We start from the raw sequence: 22,849 nt of genomic DNA on the forward strand, positions 1-22,849 counted from the left end.
TCGTTCATTGGAATACTTTTGTCGTTCACAGAAAATACCCATCCCTTCTCGATAAAAAAATGAATCTTTGTTATTCCTAAAGTTCCTATTTAACGTAATAAAGGAAGTCATGAAAAAAATATTGGTACAAGTGTTGATTGTCGGTTCGCTAATTCTATTCAGCACCAATGTCATGGCACAGAATGTTACCCTAACTATAAAGGGAACCGTAGTGGAGGAATCCACCGGGCAGCCTATTTCCTTTGCCACCGTAATGATTGCAGACAACGAGACCAAAAAGCCAATTGAAGGCACTACTACATTGGAGGACGGTAGTTTTTCGTTGGAAACCAACGCCTCCGATTTTTATATTGAAGTGAGTTTTCTAGGCTTCAAAACCAAAACCTTTGGATCACCCCCTACCCCCGGTAAAACTATAAATTTAGGTACCGTGACCCTTTCGGAAGATGCGGAACAGTTACAGGAAGTAGTGGTGCAAGGCGAAGTTTCCCGTACCGAATTTAGGTTGGACAAACGCGTATTCAATGTGGGCAAAGACCTCAGTACTACTGGGGCAAGTGCCTTGGAGGTTTTAAATAACGTGCCATCCGTTAACGTTAACATTGAGGGAAGGATAAGCCTGCGTGGCAGTCAGGGCGTACAGATACTCATCAATGGAAAACCATCCATAATTGCAAGTGAGGAGGGCAACGCCCTTGGTACTATAACTGCTGATATGATAGACAGGATCGAGGTAATGACCAACCCTTCCGCAAAATACGATGCCGAAGGGACTTCCGGTATAATCAATATTGTTCTTAAAAAAGAGGAGCGCAAAGGACTCAATGGCTCCATCTCCGTGAATACAGGGGCACCCGATAGCCATAGTGTGGGAGTAAGTCTAAATAGACGAACAGAAAATTTCAACCTTTTCACTCAACTAGGAATAGGTCTTCGCGATATGCCCAACGATATTGAAACCCGAAACGTAGATTTGGAAAACAACACCACCATTCTTAGCAACGGTACCGAGTACCGCAATGAAACCTATTATAATATTGTACTGGGAACAGACTATCACATTAATGATAACAACGTACTAACCCTCTCTGGCAACTTTGCCATGGAAATAGAGGAGCAACCCTCCAACACCAGTTTTGTGTCCCTAGACTCCAACAATGCCATTAGCTCGGAATGGGAACGCAACGAAGTTACTGATGCAAAAAATCCCAAATTTCAGTATGAATTGCAGTACAAAAAGGAATTTAAAAATAATGAGGAACATACCTTACTTTTTAGTGGTTTGGGAAATTTCTTTGGTAAAGACCAATCCTCGGAATTCTTGAACAACACTATTGCCGGAGAGGATAAAGACAGCAGACAACAGACTCGAACCGATTTCAAAGAGGCTATATTTACATTCAAACTGGATTATACCAATCCACTAACGGAGGAATGGACCATAGAAACAGGGGCCCAATATGTCTTTAACGATGTAAGCAATGATTACGAAGTAAATAATTTTGTAAACGGATCATTTATCAATGACGCAGGTTTGACCAATGTTTTTGAATTTGACCAAAAGGTTCTTGGACTATATGGTACTGGCTCGTACGAAGGAAAAAAATGGGGCATTAAAGGAGGATTACGCTTGGAACAGACCGATCAGAACACATTTTTGATTACTACAAGTGCCGCCAATGATCAAAACTATTCCAATTTTTTTCCAAGTCTTCATACTTCCTACAAATTTAGTGACAAAGTATCCCTACAGGCCGGGTACTCTAAGCGAATATATAGACCAAGAATGTGGGATCTAAACCCCTTTTTCAATATCCGAAACAATTATAGCGTACGCCAAGGTAACCCTGAACTACAGCCCGAATTTACCGATTCTTATGAAATTACCAGTATATACATTTTAGGTCCGGCAAGTATAAATTTTGGGGTGTATCATCGCTATACCACAGACGTAATAGAGCGTATAACTACCTTCGAGAACAATGTCAGCACCTTTAGACCCGAAAATATCGGGGTCAACAAGGCAACAGGCGTAGAGTTCAACGCCAAATACAGTCCGGCCAAATGGCTTACCTTTAATAGTGACCTTAATTACAATCAATTTAAAAGGGATGGTATCTACGAAACCACCGTTTTTGATTTTGGCAGCGACCAATGGTCCTCCAAATTAATGGCCAAATTCAAATTTCCGGCGGATATCGATTTGGAGATGACCGGCAACTACCAATCCAGTTACCAAACCGTACAGAGCACGGTAAGCGACAATCTCTTTTTGGATTTGGGAATTAGAAAGAGTATGCTTAAAGGCAAAGCAGTACTAAACCTAAGCATAAGGGACGTATTCGCCTCCAGGGTAGATGAGAGCCAAATTGCCCAAGCCGGTTACGAAGTCTACAATCGCCGTCAACGGGGAAGGTTTATAGCTTTTGGTTTTAGCTATGGATTTGGAAAGGGAGAAGCCATGCAATATTCTGGACAGCGTAGGAGATAGAATGGGTTGATTTTGGGCCTTGGAATTACTTCATTTCAAATCGAACAAGGTAAGTAACTCTTTTTTTACGGATCATAGATATACCCCAACCCTGAATTTCATAGGCAATGTTCCCATCCTCCAAATGTAGACGATAAAGACCAAGAGCCATTGGAATGTCTGTTATATTTTCATGTTTTGGAGAAAAATATTTTCCATCATCGGCCCAATGAAAAGACAAATCGTTTATTGGAACTTTATTAAAGAATTGCTAAGGTAACCTCCGTTCATATTTGATGAACTACCGCCTTTGGTAGGTCGGTATCCAATACCAAATAAGTTGCCGGAATATCAGCTAGCTTTCCTCCATGATACCCCATGATGGCCCCTGGGTTGATCAGAAGGGTGTCCCCAACCATTTCATCGTTCACCACCATATGATTATGTCCATAGCACACAATGTCGAACCCTCCATTCTCCGCAATTTCCCTAGCCTTATCCGGGTAGTGATTCATGGCGAAAGAACGCCCACCTAAGAGACTTCTAAAATATTCTCCATGAATGTGAATATTCGAATATTTCTTTGAGTTCCCTATGATAGCCGATACATCCCCATCGTTATTGCCAAATACAATATGAACCGGTCTGGAATACGCACGCCCCAATAAATGTATGACAAAAGGCGAACAAAGGTCACCACAGAACAGCATCGCCTCTGTAGCCTGTAGCTCCGGCATGGCCAAGGCTTTTTGCAGGTTCCAGACGTTGTCGTGGATATCGGAAATTATGGCGATTTTCATTTGCGGTTTCTATTATTAGCTTAAATGCCCTTAAAGAAGCAACTCGGCTATTGATCTATCTTTTATTCAATCTTTCAAAGAAGATAATAAAAATTCTGTAACACCATTAACTCTTTCCAAAAAAGTACATTTTGTAAAGAGTTTAGGTTAAATGATTTCTTTAGCTGCTTATTCCTATTTTTACAAAAACATTAACCCATGCTCCATTTAAAATTGGCAACAGACCCACGTTGGGTCAATATTGTTGAAAAAAACATAGAAGAAATACTAACAGACCATGCGTGGTGTGAACAAAAGGCCGCTACCAATGCGATCACTATTATTACACTTAATTCTGAATACCCTGATTTAGTTACCGATTTACTCCTTTTGGCCCAAGAAGAATTACAACATTTTCAAATGGTACATGATATCATTAAAAAGCGCGGTTACACCTTAGGCAGAGAGCGTAAGGACAGCTATGTTAACGAGCTTTATAAGTTTATGAATAAAGGTGGCAGCAGGCTTAAATCGATGGTAGATAGACTCTTATTTTCCGCTATGATCGAAGCGAGAAGCTGTGAACGTTTTAAACTACTTTCAAAAGAAATAAAAGACCCTGAACTTTCTAAATTCTATCACGATTTAATGATTAGCGAAGCAGGCCATTACACCACTTTTATTGGATTTGCCCGCAAATACGGCCAGAATATTGATGTAGACCAACGCTGGCAAGAGCTTGTTGAATTTGAAGCTGAAGTGATAAAAAACTACGGAAAAGAAGAAACAATACACGGATAAAACGAATGTTGCGCTTCAAAATTTACTAATTCATAGCTTTTAACTACTTTCCTCTATTTCTTTTTATTTCCCTTCTGGTTGGGTAGGCTTTTTCTCATCGACAAATTCATCATTCAATTGTTTATTTTCCTCAAGGTCAACCGCATGGTACATTGAGGCAAAAGCAGCGCAAATCCATATAATGGAGAATACAATACCAACAATAAAACAGATGAGTCCACCAATTACTATAGGAATTACGAGCAATCCCATTCCAAAAATCTGCCAACCGTGCCCCTTGGTCATTTCCCAGCTTTTTTCAACAGCAGCAATGGGTTCCATATTTTTATCCATAACCAGGTAGGAAACGAATGCCAACCTACAGGCCAGAATAATACCGGGTACAATTAGAAAAACAAACCCTAATCCTACTATGGCCAAGGTGAGTAAATTAGCAAGGATGATATTGATGTAATTCTTTCTAAAGCCATCGAACATCTCACTGATTTCAAATTTTTGATTTCGAATGGCACGTAGGTACATTAAATTGCCCCCATATTTGACCACGGAAAAGAAAAACAACCAATAGGCGGCGCCCAAAATCTGTAAAATTATCATTCCCGGGGAATTATCGGCATCGGAATCCCGAACAATGGAAGCCGGAGATTCAGCAATACCCACAATGATCATCACTAAAAATAAATACAAAAAGTGTTTCCACATTTGCTGCCAGCCATAAGCATAAGATCCAGAAATGGTAGCTTCGGGTCTTCTTTCTTCTTTTATTATTTCCATGAGCTTGAAATTTATATTCACACAAATTTAAGTGTGTCCTATTAAAATACATTCCAACTTAAGTAGTGAATTTTAAATCACTACTAAGGTAGGGGTAGGTATTACCTACATTTTTATACTTTTAACCTATAACAAACAAAAACTTGCTCAGTTTAATCTTCATAGTCGTATTTGTATTTTGTGCCGCTACAGCATCGGCATGTATATTAGTGGGCCACCAATTCATCACCACTTACAATACTGAATTTCATCGCAACTACTTTTATTTTTTGGTCACTTTTTTTTCATTTGCTTTTTATGGCATTTGGGCACCGATCATTATGAGGGTTATACTCACTTCAATTGAGGTTGATGGTAATACCGTTGAAACGGTAACCAATTTTTTACCGGTACTTGGTGTGCCCTTTTTGCTTATTTCTTGGTTCATGTTGGTAAAAATGGGGTTTTCGCTGATTGACGTGAAGTCAAAGAACAGAGCGATTCGTATCTATCTGATTTTTTTGGCAATAGTATTCGTTGTCGTGTCTGGAATTTTCTTTTTAACTGATAACTTTCTAGCTTTCATTACAGAAAATCTCATTTATACTGAAATGGGAATTTTTGTTGGTTTGGAACTTGGTTATATGCTCATATTTGCTGGGATTGTCCGGCACTATTCAAAAAGACAGAAACGAGCTGATAAAAAAATATTGATCCGCTTCATGATATTGATGCTTTTGGCCCTTGTATTAAGACTGGCGGTATTGCCCTTTGCCTTTTCCAGCCCATGGATCGTTGCCCCATTGATATTGGTGTATTTCATTTCAAATTTGGTACCCTTGTTTTATCTAAAACTCTATTCCCATTTGGTATTTGCACCTTTGCATTCCGAAAACCCGAATCAAGAGAAAAAGGAATTAATTTATAACAAATATGAAATTTCGAAGCGCGAAAAAGAAGTTATTGAGCAAATCTGCCTAGGTAAGACCAACCAACAAATAGCGGACGAATTGTTCATTAGCCTACAGACCGTAAAAGACCATACACATCGGATTTATACCAAAATAGGTATAAAAAGTCGAATGAAATTGGTTCAAATGATGAATGACTAGCGTTGAGATTCATTAAAACCATTTTCCTGAAATGGTTAAAGAAAATAGTATGATAAAAGTTACTCCAGAATAAATCCAAAAAGCTAAAGATTCATGATACAGGTCAGGGCTTTGAGCTAGTAATATTCAATTTGTAAAAAATTTTGGTTCAGGTAACTACTTTTTTTGGCATTGCACTTTTTAACCTACTATGGTATAAGCCTGTACAAAATAAAAAATCCAACCTATTTGCATAAGTTGGATTTCTCTTTTGCCAGACCCTTCTTGAGCTCCCTTCGACTCCGCTCAGGGTAAACTTCTCGCTCCAAACGGTAAAAACTAAAAAAAGACAGTCTTTATGACTGCCTTTTCAGATAAATGTCACGTAGAGTGTTATTGCAAAAGAAACCTTTATGAGATATCCTCAACTGAAGCCTCAGGTGCGTTTTTCTTAACCGAAGCAATACCATTTTCCATGGCCGTTGAACTTGAATACATTTCGCTTTTGCCGATTACTTGACCATTGGATGCCTTTAGGTTAAAGTAAGGGCTGCCATCCTTAGCCGTATTGCGATCATATCTTCCATCATCTTGCGAATTTTTTCTTACGGATGATATCCCATTATCACAAGCAACTTTGGTGGTATACGCCTCACTTCCCAAAATGATCTGTCCATTGGATGCCTTTAGATTAAACCTAAACTGTCCGGATTTGTCCTTTTTAATTTCAAATTTTCCCATTAGTAATATTTAATATTAAGACTTAAATATAATAATTTTTTTTGACGGTCATTTGAATAAATGACCTAGCCTCCACGATAAGATCTGTTATAAAGCATATTAAAAACTCAGTTTATATTATAGAAGACATCGGACCATTTTTGCATAAACACAACAATTGGTCATAATCCTTTGATGCTACAGAATATGCACTAAACAAAAAAATCCAACCTATTTCCATAAGTTGGATTTCCATTTTTGCTCCCTCTTGGGCTTAAGTCTTCTAAGGTATTAATGAGACAAACTCTTTACAAATCGCCCCTTTTTTAAAGAGTTTTTTGAGTGAGGCAAAATTTAGTATCTATCTATAAAGTTCAAATTAAGGATTATTAAATGGCAAAAATTGGGATAAATGGTTCCCTTAAATAATTTGAAAGAATTGTTACGCTTCTAAAAAAGAATAACCTATATCATGGTATTAAAGATGATTGTGAAAATTATTCAATATAAGAATTAGAACAGTATCTTGAATTGATTTCAAAACATAATAGTATAGATAAAGGATACGAATCCCAATCATTTAAGACCTGTCAAAATATCGGACTATTTCAAAGCAAGAAAAGTGTATATTATATACATAATATATTTATTGTATATTTGTTTAATAAAATATTGATCATGAAAAAAAACATAGACATTGACGAAACAATTTTGACTAAACTTAAAATCTTATCGGCATTCGAGAATATGAGCGTAAAGGCTCTTATGGAAAAGGCAGTATCATTTTTCGTGGAACAAAAGGAGAAAGAACGCTTAAATGCTCTTTCGGATGAAGAAAAAGAAGATTTAGGACTTCTCCTACTAATGCAACAAGTAGATAGAACTGAAACAGTGAGTAGAGAAGAAGTAATGAATGCCTTAGACGAATGAAAGTTATCTTCCTAAAGAGTTTTCTTATTGACATTAAGAAAGTCAAGGACAAGGGACTAAAATCAAGAATAAAGAAATTGATTCTTGAAATTGAAGCTGCCCAAAGTTTAGAAGAAATGACTGGCGTAAAAAAAATGAGGGGCTACTCCATAGCTTACCGAATAAGAATGGGCGATTATAGATTAGGACTGTATAAAGAAACCGATTGTGTCGAATTAGCAAGGTTTCTAAAACGCAATGAAATTTATAAAGTTTTTCCCAAGTAATATTCTATTTAAAGTTTAAATATAGGACATATTAGAAGATGGTTTTACGTCGCATTGATATAGTGATTTAGGAGCAACCTAAGGGATAATGGTTTTCTGACCGCTGAGGATGTCAGAAAGCTGCTAAAAGAGTATATAACCACCCAAAAAATTACTTTTGATTGTATAGACGATGAAAAAGCCAAATTCGTATCGGAAGCGTTAATTGATAATTATAATCGGTCAAAGTCTTAATGAACGATGAATTGGATTCTGTGAGGAATCTACCCTGTCTTGCTTTCAAATTAAGGAAAAGAATACCGCTCACTTTCCCGCCTTTTAGTAAATACATACAGAATTGAAAAAATCCGTTTCAAAAAAGCACGCTGAAAATTAAAAAAGGCAGCTACATTTTCATGTTACTGCCTGATTATTAAGCCCCTCTTGGGCTCGAACCAAGGACCCTCTGATTAACAGCCTCAAAAGTGGTGGTTTCATGTAACGTCATTTGTCTTCTTATAGTCTGATTATCAATATTTTATGAAAAATTGTTTTGTATTTGGTAATATAATTTTTACATTTAATAGCCCATTTGTTGTACCTATGTTGTACCCAAATCAAGTCAAATGATAACTATTAAGATTGTTCAACGGAAGAAAAAATTAACTGATGGATTGTATCCCATCTTTTTGCGAATTACTAAAGATAGACAATCGAAATTTTATAAAACTCCGTTTAGCTCAACTATTTCAGAATGGACAACCTCCACCGGCACATTTAATAAAAAGAAAAATAATCATTTTCAAAATAACAGATTGCTGGTAAAAATTAAAGATCGCGCTTATAAGATTGCCACTGACCTTGAAGTAGAAAATCCTGACTATACCTTGCAGGATTTCGATAAGCGATATAGAATTACTTTCAACCCTGTTAGTAATGATGTTTTTGCCTTTTTTGATGAGATCATTGAGGAGATGACGTTTGCAGGACGTATCGGAAATGCGAAGTCCTATAAAGATGCGAAAACTTCAATTCAAATTTTTCATAAAATCAAGAAACTAAATTTTAGAGAGGTAAATTCTGCTTTTTTAAGTAAGTATGATGCCTTTCTTCGCTCCCGCGGTGGCACGGATGGTGGCGTCGGTGTAAAAATGCGTGCCATAAGGGCGTTGTTTAACAAAGCTATAGCGCGTGGTGTAATCAAGGAAAATCTATATCCATTTAAAACCTATAAAATATCAAGGCTAAGAGGCAAAGGTTTTAAACGTGCATTGGATTATGAAGAGATCATCCGTATTATCAATTTAGATTTGTCTGACCACCCACATTTAATCAATACCAGAAATTACTTTGTTTTTAGCTTCTATACCAGGGGAATGAACTTTGCGGATATGATGTGCTTGGAATGGAAAGATGTTGAAGCTAATGTCATCTATTACACCAGAGCGAAGACCAAAGGAAACTTCTCTATAGCCATTATGCCCCCTGTTCAGAAAATATTGGATTATTATCGGATACATGGCTATGGCAACAAATATGTATTTCCCCTGTTGTTTCGCGAAGACTATACCCCTACCCAACTTGCAGATCGGAAACATAAAATGTTGGGCATTTACAATATAGAGCTAAAGGAAGTGGCCAAATTATGCAATATCACCAAAAACGTAAGCAGTTATGTGGCCCGGCATAGTTTTGCTAACTGCCTTAAACAAAAAGGAGTGGCTACCGATGTCATTAGCGAATCCTTGGGGCACCAAAATCTAGGCGTTACCCAAGCTTATCTCAAAGAACTGGATACTGATATTGTGGACAAAGCACTTGAAGTGCTGTTACAACCATCAAGGTAAATAATCAGAATAAGTTCTCAGCTCATATTTATTTCATTTTATGTGATTTAATGTTAATTTGTTGTGCTACAATTGGCAGACCTTTTTCCCAAATTAAATCGTAAAATGCTTTTCTTGTAATTGCTTTAGTCCTCATATTCTATTTTCAATTAATTAGCTTTTTCATGTAACATGAAAATAGAGCAAAAATGAAAATGGAGGTAGTCGGGGAACAATGAAAAAGCAAATTTATTCTCGTAATTGTACAAGTCGAATGCACATTCTCAACTAACAAAAAATACCATACAACAGATATTATCGATCTTTATCGATTAAGCAAATACAAAAACCAATAATTGCTAACTTAGAAGGTTAGAATCAAATACTTGGTTGTAATATTCCCCCTCTTTACACCAGCGAAAATTTTATAGAATTACAAGACTTCACACACATGTTAATGTGTTATAATGAAGTCTTGGTTACTTCAATAGATAGTCGGAAGTTATTATAGTATAAAGTTGCAAAACATTTTAATGAAACCAAAAAATTAAAAAAGTCAGTAGAAAGCTACTGAACAAAATTAAGTGGGGTACGGAAAACCGCAATGAAAATAAGAACTAATTCTGGAAATTTGACACGCTAAAAATCTGCTAAAAGAATGGATGTATAGATACAAGTTACTATATCCTTCATTGTCAGTAAGGCAAAAAAACAATGAAAATTGTTAAAATGTCAAAAATTTTAAACGGTTTAAAATTGTTAATTATTCATTAAAATCAATATTTCATGGCCAATTTAAATTATTCCAGACGACTTCAGAATTTACAAGACAGAAAATTTGACAGAGAACTAAATGAATCTTTAATTTCTAAATCTTTTAGTTCTAAAGATATTCCTGATAATGTAAAGTATTTAGTGGAATCAATGCGACCAATTGATCAAAAATATGATGCGCGAACTTATGACGCTGCCGCAAGAGTGCAGAAGCACTTGGAAAGTGGATTTGATTTACATTTCAAAAGAGCATACGAAAATCAGGGGTCTGTTATGACAAAAACTAACATTAAAGTTCATAGCGATTTTGATCTTTTAACAATTGTAGAGGGCTACTACTATTCAGAAAATCCAGATCCTGCAAACTCTTATATAAGGTCCAATCCGAATGACGATATAATTGAACTTAGACAACAGGCTTTAAAAATATTAAAAAACATATATGACGAGGTAGATGATAAAGGAGAAAAAAGTATATCAATTTTTAATAAATCATTAAATAGAAAAGTAGATATTGTCTTTTGCTTTTGGTTCCACTCTGATAAATATAAGGAGACTAACAATAAATTTTATAAAGGTGTCTATTTATTCAAATTCCCTACCAAAATAAAGAAAAAGGATTTCCCCTTTGCAACAATCACAAACGTCAATAATAAAGGTGACCGAACGGAAGATGGTTCGCGAAGAGGAATAAGGCTTCTGAAAAACTTAAAAGCTGATTCAGACCCTAAAATTAAATTATCTAGTTTTCAGTTAACTTCTATAGTGCACGCTATTGATGATAACCTAATTAACTATTCAGCAGGTGAAGAATTGAAAATAGCACAGGCTATATCGGGAGAATTACAGATGCTAATTAATGATGGTTTTTATCGCAAAAGAATAAAAAGTCCTAATGGATTGGAAAATCCACTTGAAAATGAAGGTGTTGTATCTGAGCTGAGAAAATTAAAAGTAGACTTAGATGCCCTTATTGAGGACTCTGCAAGAGAAATATTAAGTAGTTCTATTATTAAAAAAGCAATTCTAACATATTAATAAAATGACTGACTTAAAACCTAAAATCTTTATTGGATCTTCTGGAGCAGGAATTCCGGTTGCGAAAAAAGTCAAGAGATATCTTTCGAGTGTAGGTGATTGTTTTCTCTGGCAAGATCCAAATATGTGGGAGACAAATAATAGCACATTCGACAGCTTATTAAAAATGGCTTCACATTTCGATTTTGGAGTTTTTGTAGCCACAGCTGATGATCTAACTTTAACTAAAGATAAAATCGTAATAGAGCCTCGAGATAATGTCATTTTAGAAATGGCACTTTTTTTAGGAGCGATGGGAAGACATAAATCTTTTTTATTAGTTGAAGACGGCATAAAACTACCCTCAGATTTTAGTGGAATTTATATGCCACGTTTTAAAAGTGAAGATAAAAAGACGATAAAAGCTGGTTGTGAAGAATTTAAGTCAAAAATAGAAGAACATTATAGATTAGGGCATTTAAGTTTATATCCTACAACAGCCTTGGCAATAGGATATTTTAAAAATTTTGTACAAGGATTAGTGAACGGAGCAAAAAATTCAGAACCATTAACCATAAATAATATAAAATATTCAGACTTCAAATTAAAAATAGTCATTCCAAAAGATTTAAAAGGTAAGATTAAAGAGAAGGCTTCTTTGTTCTATGAAAGACATGGTTTTGAAGAAAACGCCTTAAAAACCGAATTCAGAAAACATCCAGCTTGGTTCCAATTAGACCCCACTAAGGCACCAACAGCTGTTCTTTATGATATGCCAACTACATTGACAGGAATCGATGATGCTATCGAATTAATCTTGGGGAAAAGTTACAAGGGCAGAACAAAACTTCAAGAAGTTGTTGAACAAAGAGAGCTAAACAATTTTAGAAGGGTTCTACAAATGCAAATTGATGAAAGTCCTTATGCTCAGGCTACTGTTGAGATTATAGATGAATATTGATAATTCAAAATAACCCAACTGCCAACTCATTATAAGATATGGCTTGGTCAGTACGCACTTGGAAAATCCTACGGCTTTTCCAAAGCTAGTTTTTATCTGGAGAGGCTAGAGTAGAGACACATCACTGCTCATATACAAACAAGTTGTCAATAAAATCAATCACCTATGACTGATGAAACTAAAAAATGTCCATTTTGTGCTGAAGAAATCAGAAAAGAGGCTATAAAATGTAAATTCTGTGGTGAGATACTAGACCCTCAGTTAAAAAAGAATCGTGAAATTGAACGGCAACGCTTGCAACCAAAAATTAAGAAATGGAGTCCTGGTATAGCAGCACTTCTTAGTTTTATTATACCGGGGGCTGGACAAATGTATAAAGGAAATGTGGGCTCTGGTTTATTATGGTTAGTATTTGTAGTAATAGGCTATGCCTTCTTATTAGTGCCAGGACTATTTTTACATCTTATTTGTATAATTGCAGCAACTGTTGGTGATCCTTATGAATAGTTTATAGGCTTTAATACACCTTTATAGAATTTTTGCTAAAACAATATTGCACTCAAAGGTTTGTGAAAGGTTTATTACCGGTTTTCGAAGGACATATCCGTCCAAATTAAAGACAAAAAAGAAAAGAAGGATTAACCCATTTTAAGCGTATTTCATGAGTAACATACAAACAGTTGGCATTCACTAAAAAACTTAAAAAATAAATGGCATTATTCAAAATAGAAAAATCATTAGAGTATATAAAAGAAAAACCTTTCCGACTTGAAAAGGAAATTCAATACATGACAGAAAGTAATCTAAAGACAATTCTCGGACTCGACTTTGTAAAATCTGAATTTGCCTTAAACAATTTTCGAATTGATACACTTGCTTTTGACAAGGAGGCAAATGCTTTTGTAATAATTGAATACAAAAGAGATAAAAATTACAGTGTAATTGATCAAGGATATGCCTACCTATCCTTAATGCTAAATAATAAAGCCGACTTTATTTTGGAATTTAATGAAAATCTTGACAAAACACTAAAACGGAATGATGTAGATTGGTCACAATCACGAGTTATTTTTGTGTCACCTGCATTTACAAACTATCAGCGTGAAGCGATAAATTTTAAGGACTTGCCAATTGAACTTTGGGAGGTGAAAAGGTTTGAAAACAATACCGTGTCATTCGAACAAATTCAAAAAGCAGGTGCACAAGAAAGTATAAAAACAATTTCCAAAACAGACCAAACAATTGATTCAGTTACCAAAGAAATTAAAGTGTACTCAGAACAAGAACATTTGGATAATGTAACTGAAGAAATAAAGGAGCTTTACGAAAAATTGAGAAGTGCAATTCTGAATCTCGACAACATTGAAGTAAAACCTAAAAAGAAATATATCGCATTTGTTTCAGGACGCAATGTAATTGATATTAACCCACAACGAAAAGCTTTGAAATTATGGTTGAATCTGAATATTGGTGAACTTGATGACCCAAAGAATTTAATGAGAGACGTTTCAACAACAGGTCATTGGGGAAATGGTGATTATGAATTGCAGATTAATTCAGACGAAGACTTGGAATATATTTTAAGCTTGGTGAAGCAATCGATTAAAAAGAATAAAAAATAACGAATTTGCAACAAGAACTGTAGTGCAATAACTTCGGGTTATGATATAGTCTAAATGTTAAACCCATTAAAGCCCATGATAGAAAAAATTAGAACATTAATTGACGATAACACCACCAGGAGTGGGAAAATATTTGATTATTTCATTCAGTTTCTAATTCTTATCTCATTAATATCTTTCTCTGTAGAGACACTCCCCAATAACAGCGCAAATACAATACGTATTCTCAACCTAATTGAAATAAGCTGCGTGGTGATATTTTCTGCTGAGTATTTGTTACGAATTTTTGTTGCTAAAAACCCGCTTAAATACATTTTCAGTTTTTATGGTATAATTGATTTACTAGCAATTTTACCATTTTATTTGAGAGCTGCTATTGATTTAAGGGCGCTGCGAGCTTTCCGTATTTTTAGAATATTTCGAGCCTTAAAATTGATTCGATACAATAAAGCATTAAAACGGTTTCACATTGCAGCAGGCATAGTTAAAGAAGAAATAATCCTGTTCTTTATGGTAACATCAATTTTAATATTCTTGTCGGCCTCGGGAATCTATTTCCTTGAAAATGAGGAACAACCTGAAGTTTTTAGTTCAATTTTTCATAGCCTATGGTGGGCGGTCGTAACACTTACCACTGTAGGTTATGGTGATGTGTTGCCGATGACCACGGGCGGAAGAATATTCACATTCTTTGTTCTAATAATTGGCATAGGAATAGTAACAGTGCCAGCTGGACTTGTTGCTACAGCACTCACAAAAGCTAGACAAATCGAGGAGGAAGAAAGACAAGAGAAAATTGAAAAGGTGCGAAATAATTATTAATAAAAAAAGTAATAAATAATGGCCAATTTCATTTTAAAAGATCTCAAAAGACCGTCTTTAGTCCAAAAACTACTTAAAAGGATACCAAAAGAAAATGCAGTAATTGAAATAAATAATTTGATTGCAAAAAACCAAGACAACCTTACCAAAATTTCGCTAGAGGAAATTGAGCAAATAACAAAAAAATATAAAATCAATCTCAATAAAAAGTTTAAGATTTTCAGACTGGACTTATTCCATAAATACTTGGATTATTGCCTAACTGACCAAACATTAGATGAAGATGAAATAGCATCAATTGGTCATTTAAGCAAATTATTGTACTTAAGCGATTCGGAAATAAAAAATATACTTAGCGCAAAAACACAGCGGATTTTTAATCAAGAAGTTCAAAAGGCAGTAGCGGATGGACAACTCGATAAGAATGAAATAGAAAATCTTGAAAAAATTAAAGAGAACTTATTGATTTCAAATGATGTGGCTGACTCCATTTTAGAAAAGGAATCCAGAGTTATACTTCAAAAATTTATAGATGAGGCAACTTCAGACGAGAGGTTGAGCGTCAAGGAAGAAAGAAGGATGGAGGAAATTGCCAAAAACCTCAATATTGATATTAAACATAGCGACAAAACCCAAGCCCAATTAGACAAATTTAAGTTGTATTGGCAAATTGAGAACGGTAATTTACCAACCATTGTACCTTCAATTAACATACAAAAATCTGAAAACCTTCACTTTCAAACTCAATTAAAATGGCTGGAACAAAGAACAATTACTAAACGTGTGGATTACGGTGGCCCAACAGCACGAATTAAACTTGCCAAAGGAATTTATTATAGAGTTGGTAGTATTCAAGCGAAACGCATTACTGAGGATGTTTGGAAAACAATAGATTCAGGAACACTTTATTTAACAAACAAGCGAATTATTTTTATGGGTAGTAAAGGGAACAAAACAATCCCGATAAACAAAATACTAACCTTTAAACCGTTTAAGGATGGGGTGGATTTGCAAAAAGAAACAGGAAAAAGTCCATTTTTGCAATTTGGCTTGAATGTGGACATTTTCTCTATGATGTTAGCGCGACTAATGAACGAAGGGTAGAAAAAACTGCAAATAAAAATAGTGCGTAAATTTCTAATTATTAAAGACTTCTTCATGTTTTTGACGTCCACCAAGGTATCATGAACATAGGTATTGACTGCATAAAAATAACCTACCTATAATCCCAGGGCGCTATAGGATTGGGGTCACTCCACAAACCCACTTTGGCCGCTCGTGCTTCCCTTTCCAGTGCGTCATAGCTCATATCATCTGAATATTTTTTAAAGTGCCAAGCCATACCCAGTCGCACCATTTCTTTATTCACATTTAAGCTGTCCTTATTGAAAATAACTCCGATTAATCTTCCGTTGCGGTCAAATTTACCATCAGATGAAACACTTACCATTTGGCCAAAACATAAGTCGGAAAGTGCTATTTTAGCCCTATTCCCAAACGGTTGTTTTCCTCTTTTTTCAGGACAATCTATATGTTCTAATCTCAGTTTAATTGGCAATTGACCATATAATATTTCTGCAGTATCACCATCCAATATTCTAATGATTTTGGCCTGTAAATGCTTCATTTTGGTGGAATCGGATTCAGAAAATGAAACAAAATTTTCCTTTCCATGATTCTTCAAATTGAAGTTCTCACTTAATAGTGTTTCATTTTTTGGTGTATTATCCCTACAACTTGAAATAAGTGCAAGTAGTATTACTATAGTAATGTATTTACCTATTTCCTTTATTAGCTTCCCCATAAAACAATTCTACTGTTTCAAAATTTTACTTATAAAATATCAAAGTTACTCGATATAAATTCAATGTCCATATTTCACAAACAAAACTAAAAAATATGGATATCCCTTGCGACTTTCCGTAGTATAACGATTCCAATTTTTACAATATTTCTCGGAATATAAACAATTCATCAAAGAATATCTCAGATTGCGGAAAACCGCAATACACTCTCAAGTATTTTGACTTATTTCATACTCCATAATATTACCAATTAACAATATATAGAGCAACAATAATTAATTATAAACTTCTTATAAAGAGTACTTATAATTTAGTATCATTACCATGATTTAACATTTCAAACTGTAAGCTTAAAAAATATAGCATTGAAAATAATATTTCAAAATTGGAATTTAATCAGCTTCTATAGATGCCGTCTAAAGGTTATTGACGCAACTCCATTTTCCAATAATCAAAATCAACTAAGATCGCTATATGTAGAAATAGAAAATTGCCTTTTTCTATATGTAAATAACCAACGTATTCCCAAAAGTACTTTAATCAGGGTGGCACCCTTGGAAAACCAAAATACAATACCTGTTAGAGCTGTTGGTATTTTCCAATCAAAAACAATTGATGTACCAGTGGGTGATCAAAGAATAGCTATCCACTCAAAACGATTTGTAAAAACCAAATCACTATTATTAAATCCACGAAAAATACAGATCAAAAACCCTCAAAGGCCTATTATAAAATCTAGAGAAGTACTAAATAAAATAACAGAAATAAGTTGGAAGAAAGGTAACCTTTCTTCAAAACCTAAAAATTATCATTTAAAATCGCAGTGCACCACTTTAAATACACTAACAAACCAATAATCAACCACATAAAAAATGCAAAAACTAACTTACCAACCGCCTAAACCATCACGTATCATGAAGCTTTTCTGGAAAGCCGCTGGAGGTGATGCATACATTTTGAGTCAGGCAACCTACAGTGATCAAATTAAATATTTCTGCCTAGGAGGAATAGTCGTAGCCACTGCAATAATGGCAGGCCTTTCAGGTGGTTATGCATTCTATGTTATTTTTAGGCCAAAAGACATTACGGAAAATAGGTATACTGAGAAATTAGCTGAGACTGCCGTAAATTCAATGGATACCGTTTCAACAGCAATACAGGAAGTCACCCATTATCCAACAATTGCTACCGCTATAATTTTTGGTTTAGTTTGGGGCCTAATAATATATAATATAGACCGCTTTATTGTCACGAGCACTGGAAAGGGTGATGGAACGGAAGCAATTACTTGGGGCGAACTTAAAGGAGCGTTACCACGAATTATTATGGGGTGCATCATAGCAATCTCAATATCGAAACCGCTTGAGATACGCATATTAAAAGGTGAAATAGATAGGCATTTGAGTTCTATCCAAAAGGATTTCATTACCGATGAAATAGAAAAAGTTAGAAAAACAGATAAAGTAATTCTGACCCAACTAGAGGAAGACATATCAACTTATACGAAAAGAGTAAACGATTATCAGGAGGACTATGACAGGCTTCAAGTACAAATAGAATATGAAAATGCAAATGGTGGTTGTAGGGGTAAATGCGAAGAATTCAAAAGACAACAAGAAAAAATTCAAAGTAAAATAGATGAAATCAAGGAAGATGGAAATTATCTTTCATTAATTAATCAAAGGAAATCAATATTTAGTAAAGAGAATAGTGAGCTCGAAACCATTACTAAAGAAGCAAAGCTTTTAGATGGTCTTGCTATAAGGGTTACCTTGGCTGAAGAACACTATCCTGCAGTTTCACTTTTTCTTACGTTATTGTTCCTTGCCATTGAGCTAACTCCCATCTTTTTTAAACTGATGCTTATTAAATCACCTTATGATTATCTATCTGATAATTATAAACAATTGGAACTTGCTGAAAATGGAATTTACATAGACGAGGATTATTACGAAGATAAGGAGGGTATACAACGTGAACTTGTAAGATACCTCGCTGCTGAAAAGTTAATTGAGGAGCAAAAGGAATTTCATGACGCTCAATTGCGCATTACGAAGCATGCCATTGCAAAATTTGAAGAACGGGAAAAGAAAAAAATAGACGAGAATCCCGATGAATATATCACATACTCTTCAAATGCATAGATTTCTTGATAATAAGAAACTTTGGTGGTTTGCAGGAGAGGATCCCTATATTTTAGGACAGTGCTCAAAATCCTTGCGAAGAACATTCAGCATTGTTGGTATTCTAGTTGTTATAATTAGCCTTCTTTCTGCCGCTAGTCTAGCTTATGGGGTACATCAGATTCTTGAATCCACCTCTGCAGATATAATAATTGGCATCTATTGCGGCTTATTTGTTTTTGTGCTCTACTTATTCCTACTGCACACATTGAGCAGAAATGTATTACCAACTGACGGTACAAATTGGAGAGGCAATCTAGCTTCCTATATTATACGGATAGGGTTTTTAATTTTTTTAGGTTTTTTGGTTGCCCAACCAGTGAGTTATCTCTTGTTCGAAAAATCTGTGGAAAACGAACTCGTAGCCTTTAAGACCCAAGAAATACTTAATGTTAATAGACAACTTAATATAAAATATGCCAAGACACTCTCTGAAAGAAAATCTGAATTAAAGTCTAAAAATCAGATTTTAAGTGAAATTGAAAATAACAACCGCCTTAAAAATAGAGAATTACGGTCTTTTATAAGGAGACAAGAAGAAAGCAACTTTTTTATTCGAAAAATCTTAATTCTGAATACCCTTTTTCACTTTGACAAAGAGGAACATGCAGATATTAATGTTCCCTTAGTTATTTCCTCTTGGGCACTTAGTTTATTCTTGATTTTCATATTTATTACTCCTGCTATTTTGAAAATTTTAATTAGTATTTCATCAGAATATTACATAATCAAAAAAACAATCGAGACTAAACTAATTGATACCCATTTCAATAAGTTTCTTAATTCCTATAATGGCATTTTACAGGAACGATATCCAGAAAAAAACCTAAGTTATTCTTCTCAATTTATAGACCCCCCATACAATACTCGATTAAAATCGAAACCGGAGCTTAAAAATAGAAATGATTTTTTAAAATGGCTTCTGGATGAAAGTAATTGAAAAGATCATAAAATATGATGATTACAATTACGTTGAAGGCATTCTTCAATTTAAGGCCTATGGAAAAAAAACACAGGATTTTACTCATGCAGAACATTTTTCGATCGATAGTATTTCAAGTGTAAGGCTAGAGGTAGAACAAAAGTACCTTGCCCCAGAAATACCTCCTGGAATAAATAAGTATAAAGTATCAACACTAAGCTTACCAGAAAAAATTCCAACGATTGTAAATGGCGATTATAGTAGGCCTTTTGGAGTCTCCTATGATGAAATAATAGTAGATGATTCTTTTGTAGATGGCAATCAGAATATCATAGGTCCACGATTCAATAGTACTAAAAATGGCAGTGAATTGAATTCTACCGTAGAGATTAAAGTCTACGGGCTAATTAAAATTGCAAAAGAGCGTATTGAAACCGAAGTGCAATTTGAAGTAAATACCATAGCACATGGCCCTGGTAGCATTGAAGTAGTGCCAAATCAAGAAAGTTACAGATCAGGGGATAAAATAACCATTAAAGCTATTCCCAATCAGAAAGGAGTATTCTTAAGTTGGCGTGACAATTTTGAAGTTTATCCAAAGGCATTTGATGTAACTATTTCAGACTACGACATTACCGTTGAAGCTAACTTCCTGGAAGACGATAAATCTTCAAAAAATGCTCGAAGTTCTATACAAAGAGGACAGGATTTTTGGAAAAACACTTCCTATAAAAGTAAATCACTTGGTTTTGAAGCAAATGGTTGTTGGGAGTTTATTGGTTGGCTCTTTACCGCCATTTTTTATATTTTCATACTAGTAGTTCTCATCAGCATTTTTGGAAAATCCTTATTTATAGTAGCGGGGATAGTTTTGTTCTTTTGGCTGTTAAGCCTTATTCCTACAGAAGTTTTTTCATGGCGTATTTTTCATTGGCTGCTAGGTTTTGGATTACTAATTTTATTTATAGCCGGAGCCACAAATTTCATGAACAATTTTGGTAGATATCGAAGCGATCGTATAAAGGAGAATGTAAAACCTGTTTTCCAGACCAAGGAAATAGAAAACGAAAATACATCTATTGATTATACACATCATTTGGAATGGAAAGATTACGATAGCATTCCTTATGAATTAGATGTGGTTATAAATAGCGATTTGGTAAAAAACGCAACAATTTTCAAAAATTCCCAGCCAAACATTACTACCGAAACTTCTTATAATAGGTTGTTGAGTAATTTATACAATAAGGCCAAAAAAGATGATTATGTGCGTTTGTTGGAACAACTAGATAGCATACAGCTTGCACATAGCATAGGTCCACAACAATTTGCAGAAGTTATGGTGAGTATGGTTCAATCTATTCCTTATTATGCAGTTGTTGAGAATAGCTGCAATCCATTTTCATATCAGGACCCGGTGATTAGAGCTTTGTTAAGCGAAACTCCCTGCGAGCCAAATATCCGCCATGGCATTAAAGCTCCCGCTGAGTTCTTGATGAACCTTAAAGGTGACTGTGACACTAGAACACTTTTTCTATATGGACTTTTGAAATCCAGGGGCTATGATGTAGCCATTTTTGGGAGTAAAAAATACAAGCACTCATTGCTTGGGATTGCCTTGCCTTTAGATAAACCACATTTTAAAATAATCAATAATAAAAAATACTATTTATGGGAGGTAACTGGAAAAAACTTTACACCAGGTGTCATACCTGTGGAGGTTGCAGACTTAAAGTATTGGGAATTAAACTTAAACTAAAACTAAAATACAACTTATGAAACCAATTTTATATACCACAATTATTACCTTGTTCTATTACATCGTTCTAATTTTTGCTGCGAATAAGATAGTCCTCAAAAAGCACAAACAAGTAAACCCTGAAGAAGATAATATTGTAAACTTATCCAATCAGATGTTATTTGCTGTAAATTTAAATATCATCTTTTTGCTTTTTCTGACACATGATTCTGTCATGAATTATGTAACCTATTTAATAGGTGATGAATCTGGATTTTTCAATATTTTTTCATCTGGATCTGTACTTATATTAGTTTATGGAGCAATGCTGTTCATCAGCTTTTACATTTCTAAACTGTTGTCCGGGGCAATTGGGAAAAATGCTCCATCATTCCTACTCCCTATCCTATGGATAACAATTAACTTGATTCTTTTAAAACTAACCTCTCTCTATTATGAAGCATATATCAGCACACAGAGTTTCACAATACTTTAGTTTCCTATTCCTTGTTATAGCTTTGCAATCCTGTAAATATGAAGCTAAAAAGGAATTTAGCCTTGAAGAAACACGCACACTTGAAAAAAATTCAATCCTTAGTCTTTTAAACCAGGCTAAACAGGAAATTGAAGACAAAAATTTTGAAGATGCTATTGTATTGTTGGATTCTATCATCAACAATTATGGAACATATAATGAAGTGGAAGATGCCTATTCGTTAAAAGAGGGTGCCCAACAACATTATGTACTTAATAAAATTATCAATAGTAATAATATAGATAGTCTAATTGTCTTTATAACAGATTATGAATCCAACGAAATAAAAGATCAGGCGAAAAACCGAATTAAAGAAGTAATTGAAACCACCCAAAATCCGAAAACACTGCAGGATTTTTTGGATAGCAATCGCTTGCCCGAATATCGTTCAGCTGCCAAAAGAAGGCAAAAAGATCTTCTAGAACAAAAGGAAAACGAATTGTATGCTGAAGCACTAAAGGCCAATGATGCCAAGACATGGAAAAATTTTGTTGCCATGTATCCAGACCATCCAAAAAACAAACAGATTGAGGATAAAATTATAGAATTGGAAGTAAATGAAATTTTTGCTGGAACCTATGGTGAAATTCCTAGTTCCGACCAGTCAGGAGTAGCTAATTATGTAAGTTCAGATATCAATATTAAAAACGACACACCCTACACTTTAACCATTAGATATAGTGGTAAGGAAAATAAACGAATTATAATATCTTCTGGAGAATCCCAAAAACTGATACTGAAAAGTGGTGAATATCGTGTTACAGCGTCGGTAAGTGCATCAAGAGTTTCTAACTATGCTGGAAGAGAATCTCTAAATGGCAGCTATTCTAGTAGTTATTTTCTAGCAAATTAATC

At 34.7% G+C, this 22,849-nt stretch carries 22 protein-coding genes; 18 read left to right on the forward strand and 4 right to left on the reverse strand.

What is annotated here, in order from left to right; genetic code table 11:
• The first annotated feature begins 109 nt into the window (after positions 1 to 109).
• On the forward strand, positions 110 to 2,491 hold the full coding sequence (locus CWD91_RS00175; RefSeq protein WP_103438941.1) for an outer membrane beta-barrel family protein: 2,382 nt from the start codon (positions 110 to 112) through the stop codon (positions 2,489 to 2,491).
• A gap of 266 nt (positions 2,492 to 2,757) precedes the next feature.
• Here the strand turns inward: CWD91_RS00175 and CWD91_RS00185 are convergent, their stop codons facing one another.
• Positions 2,758 to 3,270, reverse strand: coding sequence for a YfcE family phosphodiesterase (locus CWD91_RS00185; RefSeq protein ID WP_103438943.1), 513 nt, complete (start codon positions 3,268 to 3,270; stop codon positions 2,758 to 2,760).
• A gap of 198 nt (positions 3,271 to 3,468) precedes the next feature.
• Between CWD91_RS00185 and miaE the strand changes: the two genes are divergently transcribed.
• A complete protein-coding gene (gene miaE, locus CWD91_RS00190; protein WP_103438944.1) occupies positions 3,469 to 4,050 on the forward strand; it encodes a tRNA-(ms[2]io[6]A)-hydroxylase in 582 nt (193 codons plus the stop codon).
• A gap of 63 nt (positions 4,051 to 4,113) precedes the next feature.
• On the opposite strand, the gene CWD91_RS00195 is transcribed toward miaE, so the two are convergent.
• The gene (locus tag CWD91_RS00195; protein ID WP_103438945.1) at positions 4,114 to 4,824 is read right to left on the reverse strand and encodes a DUF975 family protein; all 711 of its coding nucleotides are present in this window, start codon (positions 4,822 to 4,824) and stop codon (positions 4,114 to 4,116) included.
• Positions 4,825 to 4,967: 143 nt separating this feature from the next.
• On the opposite strand from CWD91_RS00195, the gene CWD91_RS00200 reads away from it, so the two are divergent.
• On the forward strand, positions 4,968 to 5,915 hold the full coding sequence (locus CWD91_RS00200; RefSeq protein ID WP_157943682.1) for a helix-turn-helix transcriptional regulator: 948 nt from the start codon (positions 4,968 to 4,970) through the stop codon (positions 5,913 to 5,915).
• Between the two features lie 390 nt (positions 5,916 to 6,305).
• On the opposite strand, the gene CWD91_RS00205 is transcribed toward CWD91_RS00200, so the two are convergent.
• Positions 6,306 to 6,635, reverse strand: coding sequence for a YegP family protein (locus CWD91_RS00205; RefSeq protein ID WP_103438947.1), 330 nt, complete (start codon positions 6,633 to 6,635; stop codon positions 6,306 to 6,308).
• A gap of 657 nt (positions 6,636 to 7,292) precedes the next feature.
• On the opposite strand from CWD91_RS00205, the gene CWD91_RS00210 reads away from it, so the two are divergent.
• From CWD91_RS00210 to CWD91_RS00250, 9 genes are all read left to right on the forward strand, one after another.
• Positions 7,293 to 7,544, forward strand: a complete 252-nt coding sequence (locus CWD91_RS00210) for a hypothetical protein (RefSeq protein WP_103438948.1) — start codon at positions 7,293 to 7,295, stop codon at positions 7,542 to 7,544.
• Positions 7,541 to 7,810: a type II toxin-antitoxin system RelE family toxin gene (locus CWD91_RS00215; RefSeq protein WP_103438949.1), complete on the forward strand. Its 270-nt coding sequence runs from the start codon at positions 7,541 to 7,543 to the stop codon at positions 7,808 to 7,810. Before CWD91_RS00210 ends, CWD91_RS00215 begins: the two co-directional genes overlap by 4 nt.
• Before the next feature lie 605 nt (positions 7,811 to 8,415).
• Positions 8,416 to 9,636, forward strand: coding sequence for a site-specific integrase (locus CWD91_RS00220; RefSeq protein ID WP_103438950.1), 1,221 nt, complete (start codon positions 8,416 to 8,418; stop codon positions 9,634 to 9,636).
• A 765-nt stretch (positions 9,637 to 10,401) separates the two neighbouring features.
• Positions 10,402 to 11,427, forward strand: coding sequence for a hypothetical protein (locus tag CWD91_RS00225; protein ID WP_103438951.1), 1,026 nt, complete (start codon positions 10,402 to 10,404; stop codon positions 11,425 to 11,427).
• Positions 11,428 to 11,431: 4 nt separating this feature from the next.
• Positions 11,432 to 12,367, forward strand: coding sequence for an STING domain-containing protein (locus CWD91_RS00230; protein ID WP_103438952.1), 936 nt, complete (start codon positions 11,432 to 11,434; stop codon positions 12,365 to 12,367).
• 165 nt (positions 12,368 to 12,532) lie between these two features.
• Positions 12,533 to 12,874 (forward strand): hypothetical protein, encoded by a 342-nt coding sequence (locus tag CWD91_RS00235; protein ID WP_103438953.1) that lies wholly within the window; start codon positions 12,533 to 12,535, stop codon positions 12,872 to 12,874.
• Between the two features lie 203 nt (positions 12,875 to 13,077).
• Positions 13,078 to 13,989 carry a DUF5655 domain-containing protein gene (locus CWD91_RS00240; RefSeq protein ID WP_103438954.1) on the forward strand — a complete coding sequence of 304 codons (912 nt, stop codon included), beginning with the start codon at positions 13,078 to 13,080 and terminating at the stop codon, positions 13,987 to 13,989.
• Between the two features lie 75 nt (positions 13,990 to 14,064).
• A complete protein-coding gene (locus CWD91_RS00245) occupies positions 14,065 to 14,811 on the forward strand; it encodes an ion transporter (protein WP_103438955.1) in 747 nt (248 codons plus the stop codon).
• An 18-nt stretch (positions 14,812 to 14,829) separates the two neighbouring features.
• Positions 14,830 to 15,915, forward strand: coding sequence for a PH domain-containing protein (locus tag CWD91_RS00250; protein ID WP_103438956.1), 1,086 nt, complete (start codon positions 14,830 to 14,832; stop codon positions 15,913 to 15,915).
• A 112-nt stretch (positions 15,916 to 16,027) separates the two neighbouring features.
• Here the strand turns inward: CWD91_RS00250 and CWD91_RS00255 are convergent, their stop codons facing one another.
• A complete protein-coding gene (locus tag CWD91_RS00255; protein WP_103438957.1) occupies positions 16,028 to 16,615 on the reverse strand; it encodes a thermonuclease family protein in 588 nt (195 codons plus the stop codon).
• A gap of 366 nt (positions 16,616 to 16,981) precedes the next feature.
• Here CWD91_RS00255 and CWD91_RS00260 point away from each other — a divergent pair, with 366 nt between their 5' ends.
• Genes CWD91_RS00260 through CWD91_RS00285 form a run of 6 tightly spaced genes read left to right on the forward strand, consistent with a single transcriptional unit; the run spans position 16,982 to position 22,847 of the window.
• Positions 16,982 to 17,473 (forward strand): hypothetical protein, encoded by a 492-nt coding sequence (locus CWD91_RS00260; protein ID WP_103438958.1) that lies wholly within the window; start codon positions 16,982 to 16,984, stop codon positions 17,471 to 17,473.
• 57 nt (positions 17,474 to 17,530) lie between these two features.
• On the forward strand, positions 17,531 to 18,760 hold the full coding sequence (locus CWD91_RS00265) for a DUF4407 domain-containing protein (protein ID WP_157943683.1): 1,230 nt from the start codon (positions 17,531 to 17,533) through the stop codon (positions 18,758 to 18,760).
• Entirely contained in the window at positions 18,753 to 19,739 is a 987-nt protein-coding gene (locus CWD91_RS00270) for a DUF4407 domain-containing protein (protein ID WP_157943684.1), read from the forward strand. The genes CWD91_RS00265 and CWD91_RS00270 overlap by 8 nt, the downstream gene beginning before the upstream one ends.
• A complete protein-coding gene (locus CWD91_RS00275; RefSeq protein ID WP_103438961.1) occupies positions 19,726 to 21,480 on the forward strand; it encodes an InlB B-repeat-containing protein in 1,755 nt (584 codons plus the stop codon). The genes CWD91_RS00270 and CWD91_RS00275 overlap by 14 nt, the downstream gene beginning before the upstream one ends.
• Positions 21,481 to 21,496: 16 nt before the next feature.
• Positions 21,497 to 21,955, forward strand: coding sequence for a hypothetical protein (locus CWD91_RS00280; RefSeq protein WP_103438962.1), 459 nt, complete (start codon positions 21,497 to 21,499; stop codon positions 21,953 to 21,955).
• Entirely contained in the window at positions 21,915 to 22,847 is a 933-nt protein-coding gene (locus tag CWD91_RS00285; protein WP_157943685.1) for an outer membrane protein assembly factor BamD, read from the forward strand. Before CWD91_RS00280 ends, CWD91_RS00285 begins: the two co-directional genes overlap by 41 nt.
• Positions 22,848 to 22,849 lie beyond the last annotated feature (2 nt).

It is taken from the genome of Arenibacter hampyeongensis (genome assembly GCF_002909255.1).
Taxonomy (GTDB): domain Bacteria; phylum Bacteroidota; class Bacteroidia; order Flavobacteriales; family Flavobacteriaceae; genus Arenibacter; species Arenibacter hampyeongensis.

Bases quoted from the DNA above. Each gene is read 5' to 3' on its own strand.
- CWD91_RS00270 (WP_157943684.1), top strand. From the start codon at position 18,753: ATGCATAGATTTCTTGATAATAAGAAACTTTGGTGGTTTGCAGGAGAG.
- CWD91_RS00255 (WP_103438957.1), bottom strand. From the start codon at position 16,615: ATGGGGAAGCTAATAAAGGAAATAGGTAAATACATTACTATAGTAATA.
- CWD91_RS00225 (WP_103438951.1), top strand. From the start codon at position 10,402: ATGGCCAATTTAAATTATTCCAGACGACTTCAGAATTTACAAGACAGA.
- CWD91_RS00280 (WP_103438962.1), top strand. From the start codon at position 21,497: ATGAAACCAATTTTATATACCACAATTATTACCTTGTTCTATTACATC.
- CWD91_RS00275 (WP_103438961.1), top strand. From the start codon at position 19,726: ATGAAAGTAATTGAAAAGATCATAAAATATGATGATTACAATTACGTT.
- CWD91_RS00240 (WP_103438954.1), top strand. From the start codon at position 13,078: ATGGCATTATTCAAAATAGAAAAATCATTAGAGTATATAAAAGAAAAA.
- CWD91_RS00250 (WP_103438956.1), top strand. From the start codon at position 14,830: ATGGCCAATTTCATTTTAAAAGATCTCAAAAGACCGTCTTTAGTCCAA.
- CWD91_RS00205 (WP_103438947.1), bottom strand. From the start codon at position 6,635: ATGGGAAAATTTGAAATTAAAAAGGACAAATCCGGACAGTTTAGGTTT.
- CWD91_RS00285 (WP_157943685.1), top strand. From the start codon at position 21,915: ATGAAGCATATATCAGCACACAGAGTTTCACAATACTTTAGTTTCCTA.
- CWD91_RS00245 (WP_103438955.1), top strand. From the start codon at position 14,065: ATGATAGAAAAAATTAGAACATTAATTGACGATAACACCACCAGGAGT.
- CWD91_RS00210 (WP_103438948.1), top strand. From the start codon at position 7,293: ATGAAAAAAAACATAGACATTGACGAAACAATTTTGACTAAACTTAAA.
- CWD91_RS00185 (WP_103438943.1), bottom strand. From the start codon at position 3,270: ATGAAAATCGCCATAATTTCCGATATCCACGACAACGTCTGGAACCTG.
- CWD91_RS00265 (WP_157943683.1), top strand. From the start codon at position 17,531: ATGAAGCTTTTCTGGAAAGCCGCTGGAGGTGATGCATACATTTTGAGT.
- CWD91_RS00235 (WP_103438953.1), top strand. From the start codon at position 12,533: ATGACTGATGAAACTAAAAAATGTCCATTTTGTGCTGAAGAAATCAGA.
- CWD91_RS00195 (WP_103438945.1), bottom strand. From the start codon at position 4,824: ATGGAAATAATAAAAGAAGAAAGAAGACCCGAAGCTACCATTTCTGGA.
- CWD91_RS00230 (WP_103438952.1), top strand. From the start codon at position 11,432: ATGACTGACTTAAAACCTAAAATCTTTATTGGATCTTCTGGAGCAGGA.
- miaE (WP_103438944.1), top strand. From the start codon at position 3,469: ATGCTCCATTTAAAATTGGCAACAGACCCACGTTGGGTCAATATTGTT.
- CWD91_RS00220 (WP_103438950.1), top strand. From the start codon at position 8,416: ATGATAACTATTAAGATTGTTCAACGGAAGAAAAAATTAACTGATGGA.
- CWD91_RS00175 (WP_103438941.1), top strand. From the start codon at position 110: ATGAAAAAAATATTGGTACAAGTGTTGATTGTCGGTTCGCTAATTCTA.
- CWD91_RS00215 (WP_103438949.1), top strand. From the start codon at position 7,541: ATGAAAGTTATCTTCCTAAAGAGTTTTCTTATTGACATTAAGAAAGTC.